General features: G+C 63.3%; 26 protein-coding genes, 1 tRNA gene and 1 pseudogene. 7 read left to right on the top strand and 21 right to left on the bottom strand.

Going from position 1 to position 24567, the window contains the following annotated elements; translation table 11 throughout:
* The 4 genes from AC5Y4F_RS09255 to AC5Y4F_RS09240 form a co-directional block, all read right to left on the bottom strand.
* Positions 1 to 600: a molybdopterin-dependent oxidoreductase gene (locus tag AC5Y4F_RS09255; RefSeq protein WP_067931931.1), complete on the bottom strand. Its 600-nt coding sequence runs from the start codon at positions 598 to 600 to the stop codon at positions 1 to 3.
* A gap of 136 nt (positions 601 to 736) precedes the next feature.
* Positions 737 to 2101 (bottom strand): NAD(P)/FAD-dependent oxidoreductase, encoded by a 1365-nt coding sequence (locus AC5Y4F_RS09250; RefSeq protein WP_499996145.1) that lies wholly within the window; start codon positions 2099 to 2101, stop codon positions 737 to 739.
* 154 nt (positions 2102 to 2255) lie between these two features.
* Positions 2256 to 3671: an NAD(P)H-quinone dehydrogenase gene (locus AC5Y4F_RS09245; RefSeq protein WP_499996143.1), complete on the bottom strand. Its 1416-nt coding sequence runs from the start codon at positions 3669 to 3671 to the stop codon at positions 2256 to 2258.
* Positions 3672 to 3708: 37 nt separating this feature from the next.
* Positions 3709 to 4176, bottom strand: coding sequence for a DUF5709 domain-containing protein (locus AC5Y4F_RS09240; protein ID WP_067931885.1), 468 nt, complete (start codon positions 4174 to 4176; stop codon positions 3709 to 3711).
* Between the two features lie 790 nt (positions 4177 to 4966).
* On the opposite strand from AC5Y4F_RS09240, the gene AC5Y4F_RS09235 reads away from it, so the two are divergent.
* A complete protein-coding gene (locus tag AC5Y4F_RS09235; RefSeq protein WP_499996141.1) occupies positions 4967 to 5641 on the top strand; it encodes a sigma-70 family RNA polymerase sigma factor in 675 nt (224 codons plus the stop codon).
* A gap of 108 nt (positions 5642 to 5749) precedes the next feature.
* Positions 5750 to 6007, top strand: coding sequence for a hypothetical protein (locus tag AC5Y4F_RS09230; protein WP_499996140.1), 258 nt, complete (start codon positions 5750 to 5752; stop codon positions 6005 to 6007).
* A gap of 32 nt (positions 6008 to 6039) precedes the next feature.
* On the opposite strand, the gene AC5Y4F_RS09225 is transcribed toward AC5Y4F_RS09230, so the two are convergent.
* The 6 genes from AC5Y4F_RS09225 to AC5Y4F_RS09200 form a co-directional block, all read right to left on the bottom strand.
* The gene (locus AC5Y4F_RS09225) at positions 6040 to 6483 is read right to left on the bottom strand and encodes a hypothetical protein (RefSeq protein WP_067931882.1); all 444 of its coding nucleotides are present in this window, start codon (positions 6481 to 6483) and stop codon (positions 6040 to 6042) included.
* Positions 6484 to 6537: 54 nt separating this feature from the next.
* Positions 6538 to 8244: an aa3-type cytochrome oxidase subunit I gene (gene ctaD / locus AC5Y4F_RS09220; protein ID WP_067931880.1), complete on the bottom strand. Its 1707-nt coding sequence runs from the start codon at positions 8242 to 8244 to the stop codon at positions 6538 to 6540.
* Positions 8245 to 8290: 46 nt separating this feature from the next.
* A complete protein-coding gene (gene tal / locus AC5Y4F_RS09215; protein WP_067931878.1) occupies positions 8291 to 9379 on the bottom strand; it encodes a transaldolase in 1089 nt (362 codons plus the stop codon).
* Between the two features lie 156 nt (positions 9380 to 9535).
* Positions 9536 to 10090 (bottom strand): peptide-methionine (S)-S-oxide reductase MsrA, encoded by a 555-nt coding sequence (gene msrA / locus AC5Y4F_RS09210; protein ID WP_067931929.1) that lies wholly within the window; start codon positions 10088 to 10090, stop codon positions 9536 to 9538.
* Entirely contained in the window at positions 10090 to 10575 is a 486-nt protein-coding gene (gene msrB, locus AC5Y4F_RS09205; RefSeq protein WP_499996134.1) for a peptide-methionine (R)-S-oxide reductase MsrB, read from the bottom strand. Before msrB ends, msrA begins: the two co-directional genes overlap by 1 nt.
* A 72-nt stretch (positions 10576 to 10647) precedes the next feature.
* On the bottom strand, positions 10648 to 11418 hold the full coding sequence (locus tag AC5Y4F_RS09200) for an SDR family NAD(P)-dependent oxidoreductase (protein WP_067931874.1): 771 nt from the start codon (positions 11416 to 11418) through the stop codon (positions 10648 to 10650).
* Between the two features lie 579 nt (positions 11419 to 11997).
* Between AC5Y4F_RS09200 and AC5Y4F_RS09195 the strand changes: the two genes are divergently transcribed.
* On the top strand, positions 11998 to 12309 hold the full coding sequence (locus AC5Y4F_RS09195; protein WP_067931872.1) for a putative quinol monooxygenase: 312 nt from the start codon (positions 11998 to 12000) through the stop codon (positions 12307 to 12309).
* A 163-nt stretch (positions 12310 to 12472) separates the two neighbouring features.
* Here the strand turns inward: AC5Y4F_RS09195 and AC5Y4F_RS09190 are convergent, their stop codons facing one another.
* Entirely contained in the window at positions 12473 to 12718 is a 246-nt protein-coding gene (locus AC5Y4F_RS09190) for a DUF8691 family protein (RefSeq protein ID WP_067931870.1), read from the bottom strand.
* Positions 12719 to 12960: 242 nt separating this feature from the next.
* On the opposite strand from AC5Y4F_RS09190, the gene AC5Y4F_RS09185 reads away from it, so the two are divergent.
* Positions 12961 to 13626, top strand: coding sequence for a TetR/AcrR family transcriptional regulator (locus AC5Y4F_RS09185; protein ID WP_499996131.1), 666 nt, complete (start codon positions 12961 to 12963; stop codon positions 13624 to 13626).
* Positions 13627 to 13729: 103 nt separating this feature from the next.
* Here AC5Y4F_RS09185 and AC5Y4F_RS09180 read toward each other — a convergent pair whose 3' ends face one another.
* The 7 genes and pseudogenes from AC5Y4F_RS09180 to pgm all read right to left on the bottom strand — a co-directional run bounded on the left by AC5Y4F_RS09180 (position 13730) and on the right by pgm (position 20959).
* Complete coding sequence (locus AC5Y4F_RS09180) at positions 13730 to 14440, bottom strand: TetR/AcrR family transcriptional regulator (RefSeq protein WP_082947490.1); 711 nt, start codon at positions 14438 to 14440, stop codon at positions 13730 to 13732.
* A 95-nt stretch (positions 14441 to 14535) separates the two neighbouring features.
* Positions 14536 to 15141, bottom strand: a complete 606-nt coding sequence (locus AC5Y4F_RS09175; RefSeq protein ID WP_067931866.1) for a GNAT family N-acetyltransferase — start codon at positions 15139 to 15141, stop codon at positions 14536 to 14538.
* Positions 15142 to 15646: 505 nt separating this feature from the next.
* Positions 15647 to 16819, bottom strand: a pseudogene (locus AC5Y4F_RS09170) (N-acetylmuramoyl-L-alanine amidase); the annotation flags it as partial.
* Between the two features lie 521 nt (positions 16820 to 17340).
* A complete protein-coding gene (locus AC5Y4F_RS09165; RefSeq protein ID WP_067931860.1) occupies positions 17341 to 17679 on the bottom strand; it encodes a hypothetical protein in 339 nt (112 codons plus the stop codon).
* A gap of 255 nt (positions 17680 to 17934) precedes the next feature.
* Positions 17935 to 18010, bottom strand: a tRNA-Ala gene (locus tag AC5Y4F_RS09160).
* A 43-nt stretch (positions 18011 to 18053) separates the two neighbouring features.
* Positions 18054 to 19256, bottom strand: a complete 1203-nt coding sequence (locus AC5Y4F_RS09155) for an MFS transporter (RefSeq protein WP_369829674.1) — start codon at positions 19254 to 19256, stop codon at positions 18054 to 18056.
* A gap of 71 nt (positions 19257 to 19327) precedes the next feature.
* Complete coding sequence (gene pgm / locus AC5Y4F_RS09150; RefSeq protein ID WP_067931397.1) at positions 19328 to 20959, bottom strand: phosphoglucomutase (alpha-D-glucose-1,6-bisphosphate-dependent); 1632 nt, start codon at positions 20957 to 20959, stop codon at positions 19328 to 19330.
* A gap of 101 nt (positions 20960 to 21060) precedes the next feature.
* On the opposite strand from pgm, the gene crcB (AC5Y4F_RS09145) reads away from it, so the two are divergent.
* Together crcB (AC5Y4F_RS09145) and crcB (AC5Y4F_RS09140) are read left to right on the top strand one after the other, a co-directional pair.
* Positions 21061 to 21459 (top strand): fluoride efflux transporter CrcB, encoded by a 399-nt coding sequence (gene crcB, locus AC5Y4F_RS09145; RefSeq protein WP_067931395.1) that lies wholly within the window; start codon positions 21061 to 21063, stop codon positions 21457 to 21459.
* A complete protein-coding gene (crcB, locus tag AC5Y4F_RS09140; protein WP_067931393.1) occupies positions 21456 to 21830 on the top strand; it encodes a fluoride efflux transporter CrcB in 375 nt (124 codons plus the stop codon). The genes crcB (AC5Y4F_RS09145) and crcB (AC5Y4F_RS09140) overlap by 4 nt, the downstream gene beginning before the upstream one ends.
* Positions 21831 to 21843: 13 nt before the next feature.
* Here the strand turns inward: crcB (AC5Y4F_RS09140) and AC5Y4F_RS09135 are convergent, their stop codons facing one another.
* The 3 genes from AC5Y4F_RS09135 to AC5Y4F_RS09125 are packed head-to-tail and all read right to left on the bottom strand — an operon-like array spanning position 21844 to position 23830.
* Positions 21844 to 22470, bottom strand: coding sequence for a GNAT family N-acetyltransferase (locus tag AC5Y4F_RS09135; protein WP_067931391.1), 627 nt, complete (start codon positions 22468 to 22470; stop codon positions 21844 to 21846).
* A gap of 40 nt (positions 22471 to 22510) precedes the next feature.
* Complete coding sequence (locus AC5Y4F_RS09130; RefSeq protein WP_067931388.1) at positions 22511 to 22867, bottom strand: DUF488 domain-containing protein; 357 nt, start codon at positions 22865 to 22867, stop codon at positions 22511 to 22513.
* 39 nt (positions 22868 to 22906) lie between these two features.
* Positions 22907 to 23830 carry an HpcH/HpaI aldolase/citrate lyase family protein gene (locus tag AC5Y4F_RS09125; protein WP_067931386.1) on the bottom strand — a complete coding sequence of 308 codons (924 nt, stop codon included), beginning with the start codon at positions 23828 to 23830 and terminating at the stop codon, positions 22907 to 22909.
* 312 nt (positions 23831 to 24142) lie between these two features.
* Here AC5Y4F_RS09125 and AC5Y4F_RS09120 point away from each other — a divergent pair, with 312 nt between their 5' ends.
* Entirely contained in the window at positions 24143 to 24424 is a 282-nt protein-coding gene (locus tag AC5Y4F_RS09120) for a WGxxGxxG family protein (RefSeq protein ID WP_067931384.1), read from the top strand.
* Positions 24425 to 24567 lie beyond the last annotated feature (143 nt).

Below are 24567 nucleotides of genomic sequence, written 5' to 3'. Positions count from 1 at the left end.
TCAATCCCCGGCGTAGCGTTGCTCTTGCCACGGGTCGCCGTAGCTGTGGTAGCCCAACCGCTCCCAGAATCCTGGCGCATCGTTGTCGCGCAGCTCAATGAATTTCACCCACTTCGCGGACTTCCAGAAATACAGATGCGGCACCAATAGCCGCGCCGGACCACCGTGCACCGCGCTAAGCGGTGCGCCCTCGTACGCGTAAACGATCCACGCCTTGCCACCGAGCAGATCGCCCAATGGAAGGTTGGTGGTGTAACCGCCGTAGGAACCGACCAGCGCGAATCTGGCTGCGGTGGTGGTCGATTCGAAAAGTGTATCCAGGGAAACGCCTTTCCATTTCGTGTTCAGCTTGGACCACGTGGTGACGCAGTGGATGTCCACGTTGAGCCGCTCGCTGGGCAGGAGTTTGAGCTGGGCCCAAGTCCAGGACTGCTCGGCGCCGAGTTCGTCGCGAATGGTGAACCGCCAGTCATCGAGATTGATTCGTGGAGTCGGTCCTGCTTGCAGGACGGGGAAGTCCGCGGTCAGATGCTGGCCGGGCGGCAGCGCTGCGGCCGATTCAACGCGACGTCCGTGAAAGCCTCTGTTGACGACAGCCATTGGCGCTCCGTTCGTGGTGGTGATCATTCCGACAAAGCGGGCGTTGGGTCAGCGATCGGGATAGGACGGCGGATCACATCGGATGCCGTTGTCTTGCGCGCCGCCCGGCCGGCGTGGGAGCAAGCAAAGTTGAGCATCATTCTGCCCCTGCCGCGGTTGGTAGCTCGAAGGCTTCACTGGTGAATTGGGCGTCGACACCGGAAACGAATCCCATTGACAGCACCGTGCGCGCGAAGAAGACGTCGGTGAGGTAGGCGAGTGCGACCGCCCAGCGGTTGACGAACCGGGGAAGCGCGTAGAGATGGTAGGCCCGGGTGACAAACTTCGCGGGATAGCCCGATAGGTGCACGCCAAGCGGGTTGGCGACGGCATAGCGCGGACCCAAGTCGACCACCAAACCCTTATCGCTGTGCCGGTAGTCTTTCCGCGCGCCATAGCCGAGACTCGCGGCGACGTTGCGGGCCAACGTTTTACCTTGGCGTGTCGCGTGCTGGGCAGTGGGTGGGGCGATCTTGCCCGGCCGAGTTAGATCCGGGACGGCGGCGGCGTCGCCGGCGGCAAATACCTCCGGGTGGCCTGGTACCTGCAAATCGGCCCGTACCTTCAGTCGGCCCCGCTCGGTTTCCAAGCCCAGCGTGGCGATCAGCGGTGACGGAGTCACGCCGGCCACCCAGGCTACCGTGTAAGTATCGATGCGGGAATCATCGCTGAGCAGAACATGATCGGCGTGAATCTCCTTGAGCGTCGTGCCCAACCGCACATCGATTCCGCGAGAGCGCAGCACACGCATCGCCGCATTGCCGAGTTTTTCCCCCACCTCGGGCATGACGTGGTCAGCCAAGTCCAGCAGGACAAACCGAACCGATGCCCGATCGAAGTTCATCTGCTTCGCCGCCGCATCCGCGAGCGCGCGCAGCTGCGCAGTCAATTCGGACCCGGAATACGACGCACCCACAACGACAATCGTGCGTCGTGCGGCCGCGCGAGCCTCGTTTTCGTCGGCGCAAGCCAGTTCCAACTGCTCGATGGCGCGGTCACGCAGATACAGCGCCTCGGCCGTCGACTTCAGCCCGTGCGCGTGGGTGGCCAAGCCGGGCGTATCGAACAGCCGGGTTACCGAGCCTGGTGTTAAGACCAGCCGATCCCACGATCGCGTTCTGACCCGGCCCTCCGGATCGGTGAACGTGAGCATCTGCCGATCGAGGTCAACGCTGTCGACGCGGCCCCGCACCGCCTGCACGCCCTTGAGCGTTCCGGCCAGCGGTACACAGACAAACCGCGGGTCGACCAACCCACCGGCCACGTCAGCCAGCAATGGTGAGTACTGCAGGTAATCGACGGGCGAAATAATGGTCACCTGCACGTCCGAGGCGCGGGCCCTACCTAACCGTCGGGCCAGTCGTCGCGCGCACTCGAAGGCGGCGAATCCGCTGCCGACGATCACAACCGAGGTGGCCGGCTCGGTCTTCGCCGATTGCCGGTGAAGTGGGACCGTGTTCATATGTGCTCCCCTGTTTAACATTCCGGTGGTGAGCGTCGCCTGCCCCTGGCCCATCTGTCATCACCCCTGCGCACGAATCACCCGGGTGATAGTGCTCAATCTGGGATCCCTGAGTTCGACTGGCTGTCCCTCATTCGCCTATTCAGTTCGTGCATCAGTTCAGATCGTTGTGTGCGATGAGCCGACGCGCCGCCTCGGTGATCGAGCCGGACAGCGACGGATAGATCGCAAGCGTCTGCGCCAGATCGTCCACGGTGATGCGGTTTTGAACGGCAAGCGCGATCGGTAGTATCAGTTCGGAAGCGATCGACGCGACCACGACGCCGCCGATTACCACGCCGCTGTCCTGCCGGCAAAATAGTTTGACGAAGCCCTGACGCAGCTCCGACATTTTGGCCCGCGCATTGGTTTTCAACGGCAGCGTGACGACACGCGCCTGAATCGACCCGTCGTCGATCGCGGCCTGCGAGACGCCCACCGTCGCGACCTCGGGGTGGGTGAACACCGTCGCCGCGACGGTGCGCAACCGGAGCGGATTAACGGCTTCGCCGAGCGCGTGATACATCGCGATCCGGCCCTGCATCGCGGCGACCGAGGCTAACGGCAGAACGCCTGTGCAGTCCCCCGCAGCGTAAATGCCCGCGGCCGATGTCCGCGACACCCGGTCGACGGCAATGTAATTGCCGGGTCCTGGGTCCATGCCCACGCGCTGTAAACCTAGCCCGCTGGTGTTGGGCACTGACCCGAGTGTCATCAATGCGTGGCTGCCCTCGACGGTGCGGCCGTCAGTCATTGCCACCAACACCCCGTCGTCGGTGCGCCGCACGGATTGTGCCCGGGCCCTTTTGAACAGGTTGACCCCGCGTTGGGCGAACGATTCCTCGAGCACCCGTGCGGCGTCGGCGTCCTCGTAGGGCAGCACCCGGTCACGGCTGGCTACCAGCGTCACGGCCACACCGAGTTCGGTGTAGGCGTTGGCGAATTCGGTGCCGGTCACCCCGCATCCCACCACGATGAGGTGCTCTGGTAACGAGTCCAGGTCGTAGAGCTGGCGCCAGGTCAGGATGCGCTCGCCGTCGGGGCGCGCCGACGGCAGGATCCGGGGGCTGGCACCGGTGGCGATCAACACAACATCGGCATCTCGGGTCGTCGTGCTGCCGTCGCGGGTTGTCACCTTGACGCGGTGACGCGCCAGACCGGGAGCCGCATCAACCAGTTCGCCGCGGCCCGCGATCAATTCGACACCCATGCTCAGTAGCTGCGTGGTGATATCCACGGATTGTTCGGTAGCGATCGTCTTGATCCGCTGGTGGATTTCCACCAAACAGATATTGGCGTCGTGGGTGTGGATGTCGAAACCCAGGCTGGTTGCCCGTCGCAGTTCGGTGCGCAGCCCCGTGGAGGCGATAAAGGTTTTCGATGGCACGCAGTCGCACAGCACAGCAGCGCCACCGACTCCGCCGGAATCGACGACGGTGACGCTGGACACTGCGAAATCTCGCGCAGCTGCAACCAATGCCGCTTCGTAGCCGGCGGGGCCGCCGCCGAGGATCACAATGCGGGTCACCACAGCTCAAATTTCACCAACTGGCCGGATGGCAGGTTCATCAGAGCCGCCATCCCCCACCGGCGCTGGCGTCTTCGTCGACGACGATATGGATGGCGGCTTCCTCAGCCGAGGCGGCACCGCCGTCAATGCCGACGTCGTGGGCAAGGTAATCCGTAGCAGGATCCGTAGGGTCGACGTCGAAGGCGACCAACCGCCCTGCGCGCACGTCGCCAACCTGATCGTCGATCGGCTCACCATCACTGTCGGCGCTATCACCGATTCCGTCGCCATCCCACTGATCGGTCACGTCGGGCACCTCACGGGCCAGTCGGCGCGCCAGACTTTCGTGGGTCCGCGCTTCCCTCGCCGTGAGCCCCCACGCCCTCAATTCACGTGGCCGTTCCGGGGGTGAATAGCCTTCGTCGAAGTCGATGCCAGTTTGCTCTGAGTCCAGGCTTTCTTCTGGTTCGAGCAGATGAGCCTGCACATCATCGAATTCAGACATCCCCATCGGCGCCGTCTCCATCCGTATCTGCGAGGTCCTATTAGCGCTGCGAGGTCCGTCGTTGGGTTGAACAAGGGCATACAACCGCGCAGCTGTGGACGTTCTGATCATGGCGTGCAGACGGGTGAACTGTCGTCGCCCACCGCCATGACTCACCCGGGTGATAGACGACTGACCGATCGTCAGACCGGTGGACCAGTTCGCTGATCGCACAGATCGACGCCCGACCCGGTCAGAGCGCAGCAATCTGCGCCCAGGAACCCCAACGGGTTCGTCATCGACGCGCCACGCAACTGGTAAGCGTTGTCACGCCCTCGACGACCGCCGATTGACGGGGGCGGGAGGTGCAGTCGCTACCGCACCACTAAACCAAGGAGCCATAGCCTTGACGGCCCCCCGATGTCGTGGGTCGCGCGGGCGTTCACCCGGATGAATCGCGTCGGCGGGTGATGACCACTCACCCGCCGACGGTGGATGCTGGCACCAGAGTGACCAGCGGAGGTTCTGGGGACGAGGAAACACTGCCGGCTACTTCACCGGTTTCTCGGCCGGGGCGTTGAGCCCAGATCGGGATTTATCAGGATCAATCGGCCGCACGTACCGCGCCAGAAAGAAGACGATGCAATGACCGGCGCCGCCACATCTAGACGCTCGCGCATTCGGTCCTGGCGTTCCTCCACGGGCTGGTCCACCGAGCTGACCAGAACTCCTCTCCCGGACCGGTTCCCTGCGGACGGGTTTTGCCTGCCTCCGGCAAGCGGTGGCCGGACTCAAGGCGTGCCAATGCTTTCCGCCATGGCAGGGATCTAACGTGGGTCGCGTGCGCGCGGGATGTACCACGGCGCCGGACGCCGCGTTGACCTCTCAATTTGAAACCGCCGTCACCCCGCTCCTTGAGCCGCTGTATCGGCAAGCTCTTCGGATGACCTCCAATCGGGTGGATGCGGAGGATCTGGTGCAAGAAACGATGCTCAACGCTTATGCCGGTCTCAGGGCGTTCGAACCAGGAACGAACCTCAAGGCATGGCTGCGGCGGATCATGACCAACACCTATATCAACGGCTACCGGAAGCAAACGCGCCGTCCCGCACAACACCCGATTGGTGAAATCACTGATCGACAACTCGCGGCCAGCGGGCCACGGACGCCTGGGGGCCTACGGTCGGCCGAAGACCAGGCCCTCGAAGTGCTGCCAGATCCCCACCTCAAGGCGGCAATGATGGTGTTGCCCGAGCGCTTTCGCATCGCCGTCTATTTTGCCGACATTGCGGGATACTCCTACAAAGAGATCGCCGCCATGACAAACACCCGGCAAGGAACCGTGAGTTCGCGGCTCAACCGGGGACGAAAACAATTGCGCGAATTGCTATTCGACTCGCCAGCCGGCAGGACGGTCAACAAGACCACGGACAAGGCAACCCAAGAGCGTGCAATCGTCAGCGGCGCCAAGCTCAGTTGCGGTCATCCACCAGCCGTTGATCACTGATCGTCCTTGGCCACGCCGACGGCGAAGAAAGAGGCCAACGCCGCATGCCAAGTAGATGGTGCCCCCATCGGTGCTCCATGCGAATCGGTCGGGAGATCAGGAGGAGGCATGATGAACATGATGAACATGATGAACAAAGCAAGAGCACACCGCAAGTGCACGGCTACCCCGTCGTCGCCCTGGAGTGTCGGCGTAACGTTATCGGCACCGGAACATCTCGTGTTCTATGCCGGTGTCGGTGCGTTGGCCGTGTTTGGGATCATGGAATGGCCTGTCGTCGCCACGTTGCTGGTGGGTCACACGCTTGTCAACGCGCAGCACAACAAGGTTCTGCAATCACTTGGTGAGGCATTGGAAGAAGCCTAGTTGCAGCAGATAACGAGCCGGTTTTTTAAATCTCACGGCCGCTGAATTAGGACGGCCACACCGCTGGCAATGAACCCGAATAGTAGGTGAAGCGCTAGCGCGATCGGGACAGGATTCAGCTTCGCGACCTGACGTGCACCCAGATGGATCGCGCCGATGCCGAGATAGTTTATGAGCCAGAGCGCCGCCCCACCCACCAGGCCAGTTATGAGGTACGCGTGCGTGAAGTCCTGCGCGAGAAGGACGATGACAATGCCGAATACGGCCGAGAGCAGGAGGTGTAGGGCCGCGCCAACGAGGGTGGCCACTCCAAATCGCCTTACGTCAGCGCGTCTGGGGCCCAATATAATTCCGCCGATGCTGTTGGGCAGCGCCCACAAACCCCGCCCGCTCGCGGCGCCGTAGGCCATGCCTAGCACGGCTATGGCGAGACCGCCGACAATGCCACCAATGGCCCCAGCAACGTAGCCGCTCACAGTTCCTCCTTGTTGAATCGAATCTCCGCCCCCATCACAAACATCCGGTTCCAGCTAGCGCATGTTCGCTCGTGCGCGCAGGAAATGCGCCTCACTGCGCATCCGTTCGATCATGTGCGGATAGTGCAGTTCGAAAGCCGGCCGCTCAGAGCGGATGCGGGGAAGTTCGGTGAAGTTATGCCGAGGGGGTGGGCTGCTGGTGGCCCACTCCAAGGAGTTGCCATAGCCCCATGGGTCGTCGACGGTGACCGGTTCGCCGTAACGCCAGCTACGGAACACGTTCCATACGAACGGCAGCACCGAAGCCCCAAGGATGAGTGCTCCGATCGTCGACACGATGTTGAGTGTCGTAAACCCATCAGTGGGCAGGTAATCAGCGTAGCGGCGCGGCATTCCCTTATTACCTAGCCAGTGTTGGACCAAAAATGTTGTGTGGAAACCGATCAGCGTCAGCCAGAAGTGCAACTTGCCCAGCCGTTCGTCGAGTAGCCGCCCGGTCATCTTCGGAAACCAGAAATACACCCCGGCATAAGTGGCGAACACGATGGTCCCGAACAGCACGTAGTGGAAGTGGGCGACGACGAAATACGTATCGGTGACGTGGAAGTCGATTGGCGGGCTGGCCAGCAGCACACCCGACAGGCCGCCGAGCAGAAAAGTCAGCAAAAAGCCCGCCGCGAACAACATCGGGGTCTCGAAGGTCAACTGCCCCTTCCACATTGTGCCGATCCAATTGACGAATTTAATCCCGGTCGGAACCGCAATGAGGTAGGTGGCGAAGGAGAAGAAGGGGAGCAACACCGCACCGGTCGCATAGAGATGATGCGCCCACACCGCGATCGACAGCGCCCCGATGGCGATGGTCGCGTAGACCATGGTCGTGTAGCCGAACAACGGTTTGCGGGAAAACACAGGAATGACTTCGGTGATGATGCCGAAGAAGGGCAGCGCGATGATGTAGACCTCCGGATGACCGAAGAACCAGAACATGTGCTGCCACAGCAGGACTCCGCCGTTGGCTGCGTCGAATACGTGTGCGCCAAGATGACGGTCGGCGGCCAACCCGAACAACGCGGCCGTCAAAAGCGGGAACGCCACCAGCACCATAATGCTGGTGACCAGGATGTTCCAGGTGAACACCGGCATCCGAAACATCGTCATGCCCGGCGCGCGTAGGCACACGACCGTCGTGATCATGTTGACCCCGCCGAGGATGGTGCCCAACCCACCGACGATGAGCCCGAGGATCCATAAGTCACCACCAGGGCCCGGCGAATGGACGGCGTCCGATAGCGGGGTGTAAGCGGTCCAGCCGAATGCCGCTGGCCCACCGGGGGCGATGAAGCCCGCCAGGGCGATGAACGCACCGAACACAAAGAGCCAAAACGACAATGCGTTGAGCCGCGGGAAGGCGACATCGGGGGCGCCGATCTGCAGGGGCAGCACCAAGTTGGCGAACCCGAACACGACCGGGGTCGCATAGAACAGCAGCATGACAGTGCCGTGCATAGTGAACAATTGGTTGTATTGCTCGTTGGACAGGAACTGCAGACCCGGTGCGGCCAGCTCGGCACGGATCAGCAGCGCCATGAGCCCGCCGACGAAAAAGAATGTAAAGCAAGCGACGACATACATGATCCCGATCACTTTGTGATCCGTCGTTGTGATCAGCCGGTAGAGCAGGCTACCCGTGGGGCCGGTACGCTCGGGAAATGGCCGGCCGGCCCGAAGCCCTCCTAACGGCGGCGCCGAGGTGGACATTAGATCCGTCTCCTAGATGCGTAGAAGGTGAAGCGGCGCCCAATGTTTAGCGCTGACGCGTCCGCGACCAGGACGCCGCGAACCTGGACACTCCGTCATGTTCGAGCACAGCGAACACGTCAGGCAGATCGACACCGACCGCGGTCAGCCGGTCGAACACTTCCCGCGCTTGCGTCGCCCTGCCAGTCACGGTGTCACCGGCGACGAAGCCATGGTCGGCCACCGCCTCCAGTGTCGGCTCAGGAATAGTGCTGACCGTGTTCGGCGCCACCAGTTCGGTGACGTACATCGTGTCGGGGTAAGCAGTGCTTTTCACTCCAGTGGAGGCCCATAGCGGGCGCTGCACGCGAGCACCCGCGGCGCGCAGCGCGGCGTAACGTGGCGCGGCTTCAAAAACTTGCTGGTAGGCCGCGTAGGCCAATCGCGCGTTGGCGATGCCCGCCTGTCCTCGCAGTTTGAGTGCCTCATCCGTGCCGATCGTTTCGAGTCGCTTGTCGACTTCGGCGTCGACCCGCGACACGAACAGTGATGCCACCGAATGGATTTGAGACAGGTCGACGCCCGCCTGTTGGGCGGCTTCGATGCCGTCCAGATAAGCGTTCATCACCGCTCGGTGCCGTTGGACCGAAAAGATCAGCGTCACATTGACACAGATTCCCTTGCCCAGCGCCGCGGTGATCGCGGGCAGCCCCGCGTCGGTGGCCGGTATTTTGATGAACACGTTGGGCCGGTCGACGATCTTGGCCAATTCGATGGCCTGCGTGACTGTCGCATCGGTATCGTGTGCCAGCGTCGGGTCGACTTCGATGGACACTCTTCCGTCGACGCCGTCGGACGTCTCCCACTGCGGACGCAGCACATCGCAGGCCGCCCGGACGTCGTCGGTGATCGCCGTGCGCACTGCGGTGTCGATGTCGGTACCGCGGGCCGTCAGCTCGGCGATCTGGCCGTCGTAGGCGCGGCCGTGTGCAAGCGCGCGCTCAAACGTGGACGGGTTAGTGGTCACGCCTACAACGCTTCTCGTGTCGATCAGTTGCCGCAGCTTGCCGGATTGCAGCAAGTTGCGAGACAGGTCATCCAGCCAGACCGACACCCCCGCCGCCGACAGCGCAGCCAGATTCGAGTTCTGAGTCATCCCGTCACCGCCACTTGCCGGTTGCGAGGTCGCGGTGTAACCCGTCCTGCGGCACACGCGGCGCCGCAGAGCACAAGCGGCGCATACGCGCTCAACAGCACGCGCCAATCAGGCGGTGTTGTCGAGTCCCTGTCTCGTGGCCCCGGGCACATGCCCTTATGGAGCGGGCTTGGCATGTTCCGCCGTCGCTGCCCCCGGACCTGTGCCGTTACCGCGGTCGGGCAGTGCCCAGTCGGGGCGGATGTAGTGGCAGGTGTAGCCGGATGGGTAGCGCTGTAGGTAGTTCTGGTGCTCGGGTTCGGCTTCCCAAAACTCGTCGGACGCGTTGACCTCGGTGACGACTGCGCCGGGCCATCGGCCTGAATCCTCGACGTCGGCGATCGTGCGCAAGGCGATCTGCTTCTGCTCGTCGTCCAGATAGAAGATTGCAGATCGGTAGCTGGTTCCGACGTCGTTGCCCTGACGGTTTTTCGTGGTCGGGTCGTGTATCTGGAAGAAGAATTCCAATAGTGCCCGGTAGTCGGTCTCGTCTGGGTCGTAGGTGATTTCGAGTGCCTCGGCGTGACCGGGATGATTGCGGTAGGTGGGATTCCTGTTGCTGCCGCCGGTGTAGCCGACACGGGTGGACACCACACCGGGCTGCTCGCGGAACAAGTCCTCCATGCCCCAAAAGCACCCGCCGGCGAGAATGGCGATCTTGTGGTTGGTCATCATTTCTCCTCGCCGGTGCTTTGGTGTTGCACCGACACATCGTCCGTGAACAGCTGCAGATATTGCCCATAACCTTGGGCTTCCAGGTCATCGCGATGTATGAATCGCAGCGAGGCCGAGTTGATGCAGTAGCGCAACCCGCCGGCTTCCGTGGGACCGTCTGGAAACACGTGACCCAGATGGCTATCGGCGTGCGCTGACCGCACCTCGACCCGCTCCATGAAGTGGCTGCGATCGCGCCTCTCCACCAGGCTGTCCGCATCGATGGGCTGGGTGAAGCTGGGCCAGCCACTTCCGCTGTCGAATTTGTTCACCGAGGCGAAAAGCGGTTCGCCAGAAACGATGTCAACGTAGATGCCGGGCTCATGGTTATCGCAGTACTCGCCGGTGAACGGAGGCTCCGTGCCGCTCTCCTGCGTGACGTGGTACTGCTCAGGGCTTAACGCCTCGACCGCGGCAGGGTCCTTGCTGTATTGGTGTGACACCTAATCTCCTTCGTTTGCACAGGCTTTGTGGTGACGCACTTTGCATTAGGGTGCATTCGCGTCGTTGTTGGGTCAGTTGCGGCCGGCCATGATGCCGCCGTCGACGTTGAGGATCGCGCCGGTGACCCAACTGGCCTCCTCGGACAGCAGGTATGTCACAGCGTTGGCCACGTCAGCGGGGGTACCTACCCGCCCCAAGGGATGAAGCGGCGCGAAAGTGGTCAAGGTGGCGTCGATCTCGTCCTTGGGGATGAACTTCTCGTACAGCGGGGTCTTGACGACGGCCGGCGCAACCGCGTTGACCCGAATCTTGTGCTCGGCAAGCTCGATGGCCAGGTTGTGGGTGAGCGCATGCAGACCGGCCTTTTGCATCGAGTAAACCGACGATGGGGTCGCGCCGATGGCCTGGTGTGCCCACATGCTGCCGATGTTGACGATGGAGCCGCCCTCCCCGCGGGCGATCATGCCCTTAACGACGGTCTGGGTCAGGAAGAACAGGGCGTAGTTGAGCTCCATGTATGAGTCGTAGACCTGCTGGTCGTACTCGAGAAATGGCTTGGGGATGAAGTATCCGGCCGCGTTGACGAGTAGCGTCGCGTCGCTGTGCTGCTCGGAAAGCGCGCGCCGAACGTCGGCGACGGCCTCGCGATCCGTCAGCTCGGCAGTGATGCCCCACGCTTGGCCACCCGCGCCGGTCAGTTCGGTCACGGTGTCATCGACCCGGTCTTTTGACCGGCCGACGATCACGGCGCTGCCACCGTGGCGCATGATATCAACGGCGACCTGCCGGCCCATGCCGGCGCTGCCTCCGACGACGATGACCTTCTTGGAATCGAAGTGCATGGTGAGACCCTTCTGCTGATCATTCTCGGCGACTCCTACTGGGCCCGTTGCCCAGCAAGAAACGTTGTTAGCCCTGCCGACGACACAGAGCGTGATGTATGCCGACGTTGAACTGGCCTTAGTCTTCTGCCCGGCGGGGTGAGCTGTCATCACCCAGACGCTGTTTCACCCGGGTGAGTCCGGGCGTAGTGCCGGGGCCAACTATGACACCTGAAGCCCCGTCGATGTGTGTTGTCGTCATGCGGCGCGCGGCTTCGTGACATCAAACCGGGTTCGGGCGCCGCTGCAGATAGAAGCTCGGTGTCCCACTGAATGGCGCACTCGCAGTGTGGAATTCGCTTTCGGGTTCCGATGACACCTGACCGTTAGGTCACTGCTCGTGTGTTCTAGCCAAAAGTGGGTTATAATACCCAGAGCGCGATAGGGAAGATCGGTTGCGAATTGTTTTAAGCGGCCATTATGCACAGCGACAGGCGCGCCACATCATCTCAATCAGCCACCTGAACTGAGTACTACGCCCGCAGGGCGCTTCCTCGGTACGGCGGCTGCACACAGCTTTGAGGGGAAGGAGCGTCAACAATGTACGGCTCAGATGAAGAAGTGGTGCTGATCACCGAGGCCACGGCTCTGCCAGGTAGAGGCGATGACCTGCGCCGCGCGTTTGTCGAGTTAATCCCCCAGTCGCTGGCCGAAGGAGGTGTCTGCACTTTCCGGCTTCACGAAGACCGCTCTCTGCCTGGACATTTCACGCTTTACCAACGGTTCCGCGACCAGCACAGTGTCGACCTTCACGTCCAAACCGATCACTACGCGCTCAGCGTGGCAGCCCTGGCCCAGTTCGCCGAAGGCGGCGAGTCCCAGGTCACCTTCTACAGGGTGTTGAGTCGCTAAGCCCTCTGACCTGGACAGGACGTTTGGATGACTCGAACGGAGGGTCACCAGTGTCGGCGGATTCGGAGCCAGGCGCAGATGGTTCGCGAGCCAGCCAAGCACAAGCTGATGTGGCCGGTCGGGCCGCTTGACGGTTTCGGCGGTGGACGAAAATCCCCATCGCTCATATGCCGAGTACGCGCGATGCGACGGCCATCCCATCAGTCTCGAGAGACGGTTGCACGCTCACAAGCTCAAGGCCGAGATCGCTGACCCGGTTGAGAAGACCGTAGAGCTGCGACTGGTCGCGCACCTCACCGGTGAATGTCGTCATTGCCGAACCAGTCTGCAGGCGCATGCCTTCGAGAGCCGACCCAAACCGTTCGCTGAGCTGACCGCGAACGCAGATCTGATACGCCGTTGGCTTCACTTTGACCTCCGCTCAATCTGTGCTTAGTCAGTGTCGATCGCGGCGGGGTGAGTGGCCATCGCCCAGCACACGACCTCACCCAGGTGAAAAGTACTGATGCCGGCAGCCGTGATCCTGTCGAACCGTACAGTTCTCGGGGGGTCGGAACTGCGGAGCGTTATGACGCTGCTGGACATGGGTGCCGGTAGGATTGTCAATTACGTCGTTGAGCTACCACTTCGGACCCTCTGTGAAACTCGGACATGATTGATGACACCGCTGCGGGCCTGACCCCACGGGGTCGGGCGACCTATGCACGCATCGTCGGCGCGGCCGCCGACCTGGTACATAAGAATGGGCTGCACAACACCACGGCCAACGCTGTGCGCAAGGCGGCCTCGGTGAGTGGATCGCAGATGACCCACTATTTCGATGACAAGCCCGCCATGGTGCGCGGCGTCATCGGCTGGCGCCGTGATGAATTGGTCGCGTTTCACACTTCGGGTGAACTGTCCAGGCTGGACAGTCTCGAGGCGCTGCAGAAGTGGGCTGATCTCAACACACAAAAGCAGAGCGACATGAACTGTGTGGGCGGTTGCACATTCGGTTCGTTAGTCGGTGAATTGGTCCCACCGCACGATGATGTCCGAAATGACCTCAGCGCGGTCTACGAGGAGTGGATTGCGCTGTTTCGCACCGCATTGAGCTCGATGCGTAAACGCGGAGACCTGCGTGCCGATGCCGATCCGTTGCATCTCGCTCGAGTGCTCGTCGCCGCCCACCAGGGCGGGTCGCTGCTCACCCATACGACTCGCACTATCGCACCATTGCGCGACGCACTGAATGCCGCCGTCGATTACGTCCGTTCGTTTGCGACCCAACCGCATGCGGCTGTTGAACGTAAGGCGGCCTCGAGTCGCAGGCGCTAGCCGGCGCGCATCGCCTTACTGGGCAACCGATGTTGAAGTCCAACAACGCCGTTCACCGCCGATCAGGCCCCCTTACCCTGCTCATCGATTCGAGTGCGTGAGGTCATGACGCGCGGGATTTCATCGGCCGCTCCGCACGGGTGGAGGTCCCAGCCGCCCGCGGAGTCGCTGCTCGCCGGTGACGCGGCCGAGCGGCGAACTGGCGCAGGTAACTCAATGCGAAAGTCAGCGCGTCGCGATCCGGCCAGGTCTTGCCGTACGCGCCGGCCATCAAGCCTCCGCCTTCATGCGCCGTCACCAGAACGTTGGCCAGAGCCGCGGGATCAGCGGACTCGATAAGCAACCCGCTTTTCTTCATGCGCGCCAGACCACGGCGCAACAGCGCGGTCCACTGCCGGTACCCCTCGGCGAGCAGTTCGCGCGTCTGCTCGTTGTGCTTGCCCAGTTGGCCGGCCAGCATCCCATACGTCGGCAACGCGGGATGGCGATGTTGCCGCCGACTCAACACCAACGTGAGCTCAACCCACTTCTCGAAATCCTCGAAGGTGTCCAGATTGTTCAGTGCCGGCTGCCGATGAAAGTCCAGCAGCACCTCGGTTTGCCGAGCGATGACGGCTCGTATCAGCGCATCCTTGTCGGCGAAGTAATGCGCCAGCTGTGAGCCACTGACCAAGGCGGCTTGCCGTACCCGATCCTGAGTTACCGCGGAAACTCCTTCGGTCACAAGCAGCTCCGCGGCGCAGCTGATGATGCGGTCGCGCGTTGCTCGCCCACGACTTGTCATTGGCATCTGGTCGGCATCCTCTTCGGACATGCCGTCAGATTACCGCGCCGCCGGCCAGTATGGGATTTATACCCCACTAGATGTCTGAGGGAGGTCCGTTCAGCCAAGAGCCTACGGGTTGAAGGCTAGTTGCGATCCCGTGGTGGTGCGCAGGCCGGCTCTGGCAGATCCAAATCCGCTTTGCTCAGCCGGTAGACCTCGAGCGTCAGGTTGTAATACTTGTCGGTCTCACCGACCCAGTCCATGCCCACTCGCCGCGCGGTAGCCACCCCACGATGATTGCCTGGCCGCACGACGGCGAAGACCTCACTGACACCAACGTTCGTGAATGCCTGGTGGGCCACCGCATGACCGGCTTCCGCGCCGTAGCCGTGACCCCACTGCTTGGGTGCAACCTGCCATCCGATCTCGAGATCGGTGCGACCCGGCGGAAGTGGAAGCAGTGCCACTCCCCCGAACAGTTCGCCAGAGTCTCTATCGGTGATAGCCCATCGGCCCTGGGGTAGGCCCGCCGCGTCGCTTTCGGCGATCCATTCCTTCAACACTTGCCGCATGCGCTCGAGGTCGGTGATCAACGGCAGCGCGGGCGACAGCCAACGGGAAACTTCCGGCGCCCCGTATATCTCATAGGCGGCCTGGTCGTCGTCGAGTTGCCACGGGCGCAAGTTCAGGCGGGCGGTCGAGATGCATCGCGTCTCAATGTCCCATTCGACGTGTCGATGCTCAACCATGTCGCCTCCTGGGGTTCACGATACATACACTGGGGCATGCCACCCAATAATAGGCCGCCTGTCAATTGCGGCTATTCGCTCTGCATATCGTCTGGGGCACACCTCCCAGTCCGACATTCGAGTGTCCTGGGACCCCGACTACAACTATTGCGCAACCAACAAATCGCCTCCGGAAGATGGCCGGGGCAATCTATCACCGATCATGCGACTCACGTGTAACCGATGACTCGACTCATGACAATGGTGGAGCTAAGGGGACTCGAACCTCTGCCTTGACCACGAAAACGCCGCTTTAACTGCAGGTTCGGTACATCTCGTTGCAATTCATCCCGTTCAATACCTGCGGCTTGCTTTCGGTCTTGACGGCGTCAAGAGCGCTCTCCTGCGGGGGATCCAGCCGCACAATAGGACCGAGCGCAAGCGCGCGATGCACGCCCAGGAGGCCAATCGGGTCAATAAATCTCAGTCCACACATGACTACCGCGTCGGGGAACAGGCGCCACGGTCAAACTCGGTTGCGCGCCGGCGAAAACCGTTCAAGCTGCACGGGCGGCTCGCCTGCTGACGGCGGCGGAACCAGTCCGGCAACACCGTCGATCACGCTAATGACTTCCCGACTCCCACGATCAAAGTTCAGGGTGCCGTGTTGAAAATTCTGGACGGCCCACTCGGGCTCCTGAATTTCAGCGCTGGTCGGCAGCCCCAGCGCGCTGTGTTCGTAGCCTAGGGTGCCCCACGCGGCGTAGATGGCGCCGGTGACGGGCTGGGCCCCGCTGGCCGGTGACCAGTACATGGCTCCTTTCTCGAAGATGACGTATCGTGTGGCACCCGCTCCTTGCGATTCCGGCGACGTCGGTGCGCCCAGTGCGCTGTTTATGCCGCCCATCGCCTGCCACCGGTCATAGATCGCACTACCTTGTAGCGACTGCGCCAGATCCTGGGCGCTGGGGCGTTTGTTGAATCGCGCGGCAATGTCGCGGATCTGGTTCATCAAGGCATATCCGAGGTTCCCGGGGCAATCGGTATCGCTGACGTCGCGGTGGGCGAAAATGCACGGCAGGCTCAAGGCGGCGCCTTGGGGGAAACGGGTGTAGGGGCCCCCGTCCGATGTCAACGCGACGCTGCCCTGCGGGTCGATGCCATCCATGGCCAGCCGCCACCCGAGTAGGCGCCCGACGGTGCGCACCTGAACCGGCGTGGGGCCCACCGCGCCGAACTCCCCGATCATGCATACCGCCCATGTGTTGCGGTTGAACCCGCCAGTGTGGGTGCCCCGAACCGCTCTCGTCATCCCGCCGAATCGGCCCTCGAATACTTGACCGTACTTGTCGACCAGAGCGTTGTAGGCGATGTCCGACCAGCGCAGGTTGCGGGTGTGGTAATCGTAGATCGACCGCACAATTACCGCCGAATCCTGCGGCGCGTAATCATTTACGCCAGCGGTATGGTGCACGACTCCTGCCTTGATTCCGTTGTCGTACATCGGTGCTCGGCTGCGAATCGACTCGTCGGCGCCCCACTGGGCGCGGCTGACGATATTGACCGCCTGCCCGGGCGCTTCGACCGCCGCGACCAACGCCGGATCGGCCCCCGCGCTCGGGGGTTGGACCTGACCTGATGCGGCGGCGCCCAAACCCAGCATAATTGGTGCAGCCGCAACGTATTTGAGGACATCGCGGCGCGAAAAATGGGGTGACGCTGAACACCCGCACCAATCAGGCACGGCAACACGGTAACCCGCGGTAGCATTATTCATAACGCGACCCGCCGCAACCGAATACGGTTGAACGCGGCGGGTTCGCAATTCTGCCAACAACGGTCCAGCACAAACAAAGCCACGCGCGTCTGTGACGAGGCAGCCGGGGACCGCGACGGCCCAGCATCGGTCCGGAATATCCCGATCGGGCGCTCGCCCATCGATTCGGACGCGGTGATTGCCGATATATCCCGTATTTGTTTGGCAATCAACCGATTTCACTGCTCGTTAGCCGCTCATGGTCGCCGTTAAGTCTCGTTGCCTCTCGACCATGAAAGGCGAGCTCGGCTGACGCACCTATTCCGGGTACCTTCCGACCACAGTGCAGTAGATCTTCGGCGCGATGCTGGAAAACGGTGCCGTCGAATCCACCAGGTCGGCGAACAGCATCGTCACTGCGGAATTTCGACGCGCATGGGGGTGGCGATAATTCCCAGTTCTCATCAGGACCACCCTCGACCACCCATCCACAACGGCGGCTCCTGGCCGTTGAACATGCTTTTGGGCCGCCATCGCTGTCTGCGCAACAGTCGACCGGCGTGGTGCTCGGCCACGTCCTTGAGATACTCGACGTCGTCGCTGGTCCACGGGTGCTGGCCGGTCCCGTCCAACCACCACCTCGGTTGGCCGTCCTGCTCGTAGGGCGTTATGCGGTAACGCCAGGCGGTGTGCCTACCCTTGGCGTCAACCTGCCAGTCCAGCAGCCGCGGCCGGACGGCTTCGGGCGTCGTCTGGATAAATTGCCGGGGGTCTATTCGGATCTCGACAAACTCGCGACCCATGAATTAACCCTACCTATGCCAGCTGCACATCACCTCGGCATCGGCACCGCCCATGCCGGCACCAAGTCCTCATCCTCGTCACCACAGCAACCATCAGCGTCCTAACCACACCCAACGGCCAACTCATCGCCAGCCACACCGTCGACCCCGACCGCAACTACTGGCGCAACCAACAAAAACACCCCGGCCGATGGCCGGGGCAATCTGTAACCGATGACGCGACTCAGGTGTAACCCATGACTCGACTCATCACACTGGTGGAGCTAAGGGGACTCGAACCCCTGACCCCCACACTGCCAGTGTGGTGCGCTACCAGCTGCGCCATAGCCCCGAGAAGTCGTGCCCATCGAAGCTACACCACCGTTAACCGTCCTTCAAAGTTGCTGCTCAGGCAGGTTCGCCGTGTGCGGAGACGGCAACAGGCCCGGTTCGGGGGTGGGCACGGGCCGGGTTTCCGGCGCCGCCAACCAGCCGACGGCGGCGATCAGCAGAACTATCCCGCTGATGGTGAAGCCCCAGCCGTAGCTCAGCCGCTCGGCGACCCAACCGAGCGTCATCGAGCCGACGATGGCGCCCAGATCGGACATCATCTGCACCGCCGCCACCGGGCTGCCCGCACGTGCCTCGCTGCCGAGAATGTCGGCGACTGCGGCCTGCATCGGCGACATGTAGATCCCGGTCACCGCGCCGACCACAATCGCGGCGGCCAGAAACGCGGGCAACGACGACGCAACTCCCAGGAAAACCGTCGCTATGCCGGACAACGTCAGGCCCACGATCATCAATGTGCGCCGTCCCATTCGGTCAGACAGGTAGCCACTGGGGATCATGGCCAGCGCGTTGCCTCCGGCGAACGCCGCAAGCGCGATGCCGATGATGCCGATGCCGCGGCCCATGACGTCGGTGATGAACAGCGGGACCAGGGCGACGCGAAGCCCGAAGGCCGACCAGCCGGTGGCGAAGTTGGCTCCCAGCGACGACCAATAGGCGCGGAACCGCAGCGCCTCGCGCATCGTCACCGTCGATCGTGTCGGCGGCCCCGGCGCGGCCAGGGGCGAATCCCGCAAGCTGTAAAACAACACCACCGCCACGCCCAGCAGGGCGACGCCGTACACGATGAACGGAGCGGTCAAGCCCCACCCGGCCGCCACGGCGCCGACGGCCGGCCCGCCCACCGCGCCCACCATGAACGACGTGATGAACAGACCCGCGACCCGTCCGCGCGCGTCGGGTGGGCTGATATGGATCATCAGTCCCAGCGCCGAGACGTAGAACATCGTCGACCCGATCCCGCTGATCACGCGGAACACCACCAGTTGCCAGTAGGCCTGGGAAAACGCACACGCGGCGGTGGAGACCGCGACGATCAGCATGCCGCCGATGTAGATCCGCCGCTCTCCCAGGCGCTGGACCAGCTGGCCGCTTATCGGCGCAAAACACAGCCGGCTCAACGAAAAGACGGTGACCAAAAACGTCACCGCCTTGATGCTGACCCCGAAGCTACGGGCGAAGGACGGCAGCGCCGGCGAAATGACCCCGTAGCCCAGCGCGACCATGATGTTTGCCCAGCTCAGGATCCAGACTTCGCGCGGCAGCCGGCTAGAACGGGACGCGCGCCCCTCCGTGCGGGCAAAGCGGAGGGAAATGGTCACCCAATGACTTTATTAACCACCTCGCGCGCAGTCTCTTGCACCTCCGCCAAATGCTCGGGCCCGTTGAAGGATTCTGCGTAGATCTTGTACACGTCCTCGGTTCCCGACGGACGCGCGGCAAACCACGCGTTGGCCGTCGTCACCTTCAATCCGCCCAGCGGGGCGCCATTGCCGGGCGCCGCGGTCAGCTTCGCCGTGATCGGCTCCCCCGCCAATTCCGTGGCGGTCACCTGGCCGGCGGAGAGCTTCGACAGCCGGGCCTTTTGGTCGCGGTCGGCAGGCGCGTCGACCCGCGCATAAAAGGGAGTGCCGTACTCGGCGGTCAGCCGCTGATAGCGCTGGGACGGGCTCGATCCGGTGACCGCGAGAATCTCCGAAGCCAGCAGCGCCAGGATGATGCCGTCCTTGTCGGTGGTCCACACCGAGCCGTCCCGCCGCAGGAAAGACGCCCCGGCCGACTCCTCGCCGCCGAAGCCAATGGTCCCGCCGATCAGGCCGTCGACGAACCACTTGAATCCGACCGGCACCTCGATCAGCTTGCGGCCGATGCCGGCGACCACTCGATCGATCATTGACGAGCTGACGGCGGTCTTGCCAACGGCGATGCCGCCGGGCCACGACGGCCGTTGGGTGTAAAGGTATTCGATGGCCACCGCGAGGTAGTGGTTCGGATTGAGCAGCCCCTCGTCGGGCGTGACGATGCCATGCCGGTCGGAGTCGGCGTCGTTACCGGTGGCGATCTGATAGCGGTCGCGGTTGGCGATAAGTCCCGCCATCGCGTCCGGCGAGCTGCAATCCATGCGGATCTTGCCATCGTGATCGAGCGTCATGAACCGCCACGTGGCATCCACCAGCGGATTCACCACGGTCAGATCCAGGCGATGCCGCTGGGCGATCTCGCCCCAATAGTCCACGCTTGCCCCGCCGAGCGGGTCGGCGCCGATCCGCACCCCGGCCGCGCGGATGGCATCGATGTCGACCACGTTGGGCAGGTCGTCGACGTAGTTGCCCAGGTAGTCGTGGCGCTGCGCCGTCGGCAGCGCGCGAGCCAGCGGCACCCGCTTGACCCCCGCCCCGTCGCGCAGGATCTCGTTGGCGCGCTTGACAATTGCGTTGGTTGCGTCGGTGTCGGCAGGGCCGCCATGGGGCGGGTTGTATTTGAAGCCGCCGTCGGCGGGCGGGTTGTGTGAAGGCGTCACGACGATCCCGTCGGCCGGCGCCCCGGTGCGGCCGCGGTTGTAGGAGAGGATGGCGTGGCTGACCGCGGGTGTCGGCGTGTACCGGTCGCGGGAGTCGATCATGGCGACGACGTCGTTGGCGGCCAGCACCTCCAGCGCAGACACCCAGGCCGGCTCGGACAGACCGTGCGTGTCTCGTCCGATGAACAACGGCCCCGTGGTGCCGTGCGCGGCCCGGTACTCGACGATGGCCTGGGTGATCGCCAGGATGTGAGCCTCGTTGAACGCGCCATCCAATGCCGACCCACGGTGCCCCGACGTCCCGAATGCGACCTGTTGAGCCACGTCGCCCGGGTCGGGGTGGATCGAGTAATAGGCCGTCACCAAGTGCGACAGGTCGACGAGGTCTTCGGGTTGAGCCGGCTGACCGGCGCGTGGATTGGCAACCATGGTTACCAATTCTGCCCGTGTCCGCCTCCCCCCGGGCTGCGCCGGTCTGGACTTCGGCCATACGCTGCGTAGCGCAGCGGCAAACGAAGGGAATCCACTCAGTGGCTCAACGGGACTATCGCGAATTGGCCGCGGTGTTTGCCGGTGGGGCGCTGGGTTCCCTGGCCCGTGCCGCGCTGAGCGACCAGTTCGGCGGTGACCCGGCGGGCTGGCCATGGCCTACGTTCACGGTCAACATCGTCGGGGCGTTTCTGGTGGGTTACTTCACCACCCGGTTGCTGGAGCGGTTGCCGACGTCGAGCTACCGGCGGCCCCTGCTCGGCACCGGATTGTGCGGTGGTTTGACAACTTTCTCCACGATGCAGGTCGAGACGCTGAAGATGATCGAACACGGCTGCTGGCGGCTCGCCGTCGGCTACACGGTCGCCAGCATCGGATTGGGATTGCTGGCGGTGCACATTGCCACCAAGTTGGTGCGCCGGGTCCGAGTGCGCCGGTGACCGCCGTGACGACGGCTGCGGTCTGGGTGGGCGTCGCTTTCATCGGCGGCATCGGGTCGGTGCTGCGTTTCGTCATCGACCGCGCGGTGGCGCGCCGGGTGTTCCGGCCCTTTCCCTTCGGCACGCTTGCCGTGAACATCAGCGGCGCAGCGCTTTTGGGCTTACTCAGCGGCCTGGCGCTTAATAGGGAGGCCGCGCTGTTGGCCGGCACCGCTTTCGTCGGCGCCTACACGACGTTTTCCACCTGGATGCTCGAGACTCAGCGGCTCGGCGAGGAACGCCGGCTGCGCGCAGCGCTGACCAATATCGTTGTCAGCGTGTTGCTTGGTGTGGCGGCGGCATTCATCGGACAGCAGATCGCGCAGCTTTGAACCCGTGGCGCCATCAGGTGTCGCGTTGACACGGGATATCGTCGGGCGTTCGGGGTAGCACATACAGCGCCATCCGCCGGTTCGACATGTCATGCTCGCCCAGGAATGCGCAGCCGCCTCGCTCACAGAACTTGCGCGCCAAGGTGTTGCGATGATCGGGATCGAACATGATGCGGCGACACCGCGGATCGAGGGTGAAGATGCTGATCACCAGGTACGGCAGCAGGTAACTGACGTGCCCGCGTTCGATGTAATCCAAATCGGCGACCGCGACATGCAATCCCAAATCGTAGGGGTCATGCTCATATCGTCGAGCGATGGAATCCTTTGCCGCTCTGTATAATTCGATGTATCCACGGTCTACCCCGTCCAGGGTGGCGATGAGCGGGCGAGAGAAGCCCCCGTCCAGTTGTGCCTCGAGGTAGCGATGCCACCGCGCCACCGGCCAGTTGGATTCCCACGCCTCGACCAGATGCGGCCGACCCATCCACTCCGAAACCATCTCTGCATCTGCATTCGGATTGGCGACGCGCAGACCGTACGGCTCGGGCAGCTCGGGAATGGGCGGGGGCGGGACACTACGGACCGCCTCGGGAAGGTCGGTCAGTTCCCGCGGCAGGATCGGCTCGGCGTTCGTCATGTCAACCGGCGAGCCTACGACGCTGTCGGTCTCGGCCGTTTCACCGGGGTTCGAGCAGCTTGGCCAGGACCGCCGCCTGGCTGATGTCCAGCTCGCGGGTGGCGGTCACCAGCGTCACGGCTTTCCGCTTGGCGAGCTTGCGCAGGTCTTCCAGCGCGGCACTATCCCGCAGTTCGGTCCTGTAGCGTGACGCGAATTCCTCGAACCGGGCCGGATCGTGCTGATACCACTCGCGAAGATCCTTCGACGGCGCGACGTCCTTGCACCAGATACCCACCCGCGGATCGTCTTTGCGCACTCCTCGCGGCCAAACCCGATCAACCAGGACGCGCTGTCCCTCGTCGGGACCGACCTCGTCGTAGACCCGCGCCACCCGGACCCGCCCTTTGGCGCTCACATGCCCAGGGTAGCCGCGTATCCGGAGGCGTCCAGCGCCTCAGTAGTGATAGGTATCCGAGGGTGCGGGCGAGTGATCACGTTCTTCGTCGTCGAACTCGGGCGGTTCGATGCCGTATGCCCGGGCCAGCTCGAGGATCTTTGTGGCCCGGGCGATGCGCGGTAGGTCGGAGCCGTTGCGGATCTCTCCCCCGTCGCGCTCGAACTCGACGAAAAACTCCTTAGCCCAAGATATTTCGTCGTGCGAGGGCGACAGGCCCTCGTTCACGACACCGCATTGATCCGGGGTCAGACAGATCTTGCCCGTCATGCCGAATTCCACGGAAACGTGCGTGGCCTCGATCAGCTTCAACGCGTTCGAGCCGATCGTCGGCCCGTCGATGGCGCTCGGCAGGTTGGCCGCTTTCGCGGCGATCGTGAAGCGTGACCGGGCATAGGCCAGCGTGCCCGGGTCTTCCCCGAAACCGGTGTCGCGGCGGAAATCGCCGATGCCGAAGGCCAACCGGAAGGTTCCCTTCGTCGCGGCGATCTCGGTGATGCGCTCCAGGCCCCGGGCGGTTTCGACCAGAGCCACGATCGGCACATCGGGCAGTCGCTTCGCCGTCTCGGTCACGTGGTCGACCGATTCGACCATCGCCAGCATCACCCCGCCGACCGGGGTGGTGGCCAGGGCGGCCAGGTCGTCCGCCCACCACGGGGTGCCGAAGCCGTTGATGCGAACCCAGTCCGCATTCCCGGCGTTCAACCAGCGCACCACGTTGTCGCGGGCGGCGTGCTTGTCTTTAGGAGCGACGGCGTCCTCGATGTCGAGGACGACGATGTCAGCGCGCGAGTGCGCCGCGGACTCAAACCGGTCGTCGTGTGCACCGTTCACCAACAGCCAACTTCGGGCCAGAACGGGGTCGATGCGGAAGCCGATGAGGTCGTCGGCTTCTGGCGCGCTGTTGTTGACCTGCTCGTACATATGGGATTCGTCGTCTTCTCGTCGTTGCGTTCCTGGTCCCCCTAACCGTAGCCCGACCGGGCGAGAACTCACCCGGACGGTCGTATCACCTCCCGTTTCCGCCCGGGCACCGCCACCTTCCGGGGCATCCAGCAAACGAAACGGGCCCCGTCGACGGGTTTTCACCGCGGTGGACCGGGGTAGAACACCCCTCGCGACGTTACGACTGTCGGTCGAGCGTCGGTCCCGCGGAGGCTAGAGCAACCTGGTCCCGAAATACGTCTCGATCACCCGGTTCTGGGGCTCGACCGAGAAAACTTACGAGGAGTAGATATGCGTAGGGCCATAGCGATCGTTTCAGCCAGCGGAGCACTGTTGTTCGGAGGGGCAGGCGTCGCAAATGCCGCCGGTCCGAGTGCTCCCGCACCGTCGTCCACCACTACAACGACGTTGGCGGACAACAACACCAACAATGACCAAAACAGCGACAACTCCGGGCTGTGGGGCCTCGTCGGCCTGCTGGGCCTGGGCGGACTTGCCGGGCTGATGCGCCGGAAGGACACCGCCGCCGGCACCGGCGTCGGACCCGCCACCACTCGGGAGCGCGGCGTCTAAACCCCGCCGCTGCGCCCCCAGATCCCCGTCAACTTCGCGCAGCTGACGGGGATCTGGCTGGGTGTTCGACGCGGCCCACGCAAACACCTTGTGCCGCAGGGGATTCTGATCGTGACCCGAGCGGGAGAGCGTCACGCGGAGCG

This window comes from Mycobacterium sp. NGS56 (genome assembly GCF_059812425.1).
The sequence above is the reverse complement of the archived record's forward strand: the minus strand, read 5'-3'. Positions and strand labels throughout refer to the sequence as shown.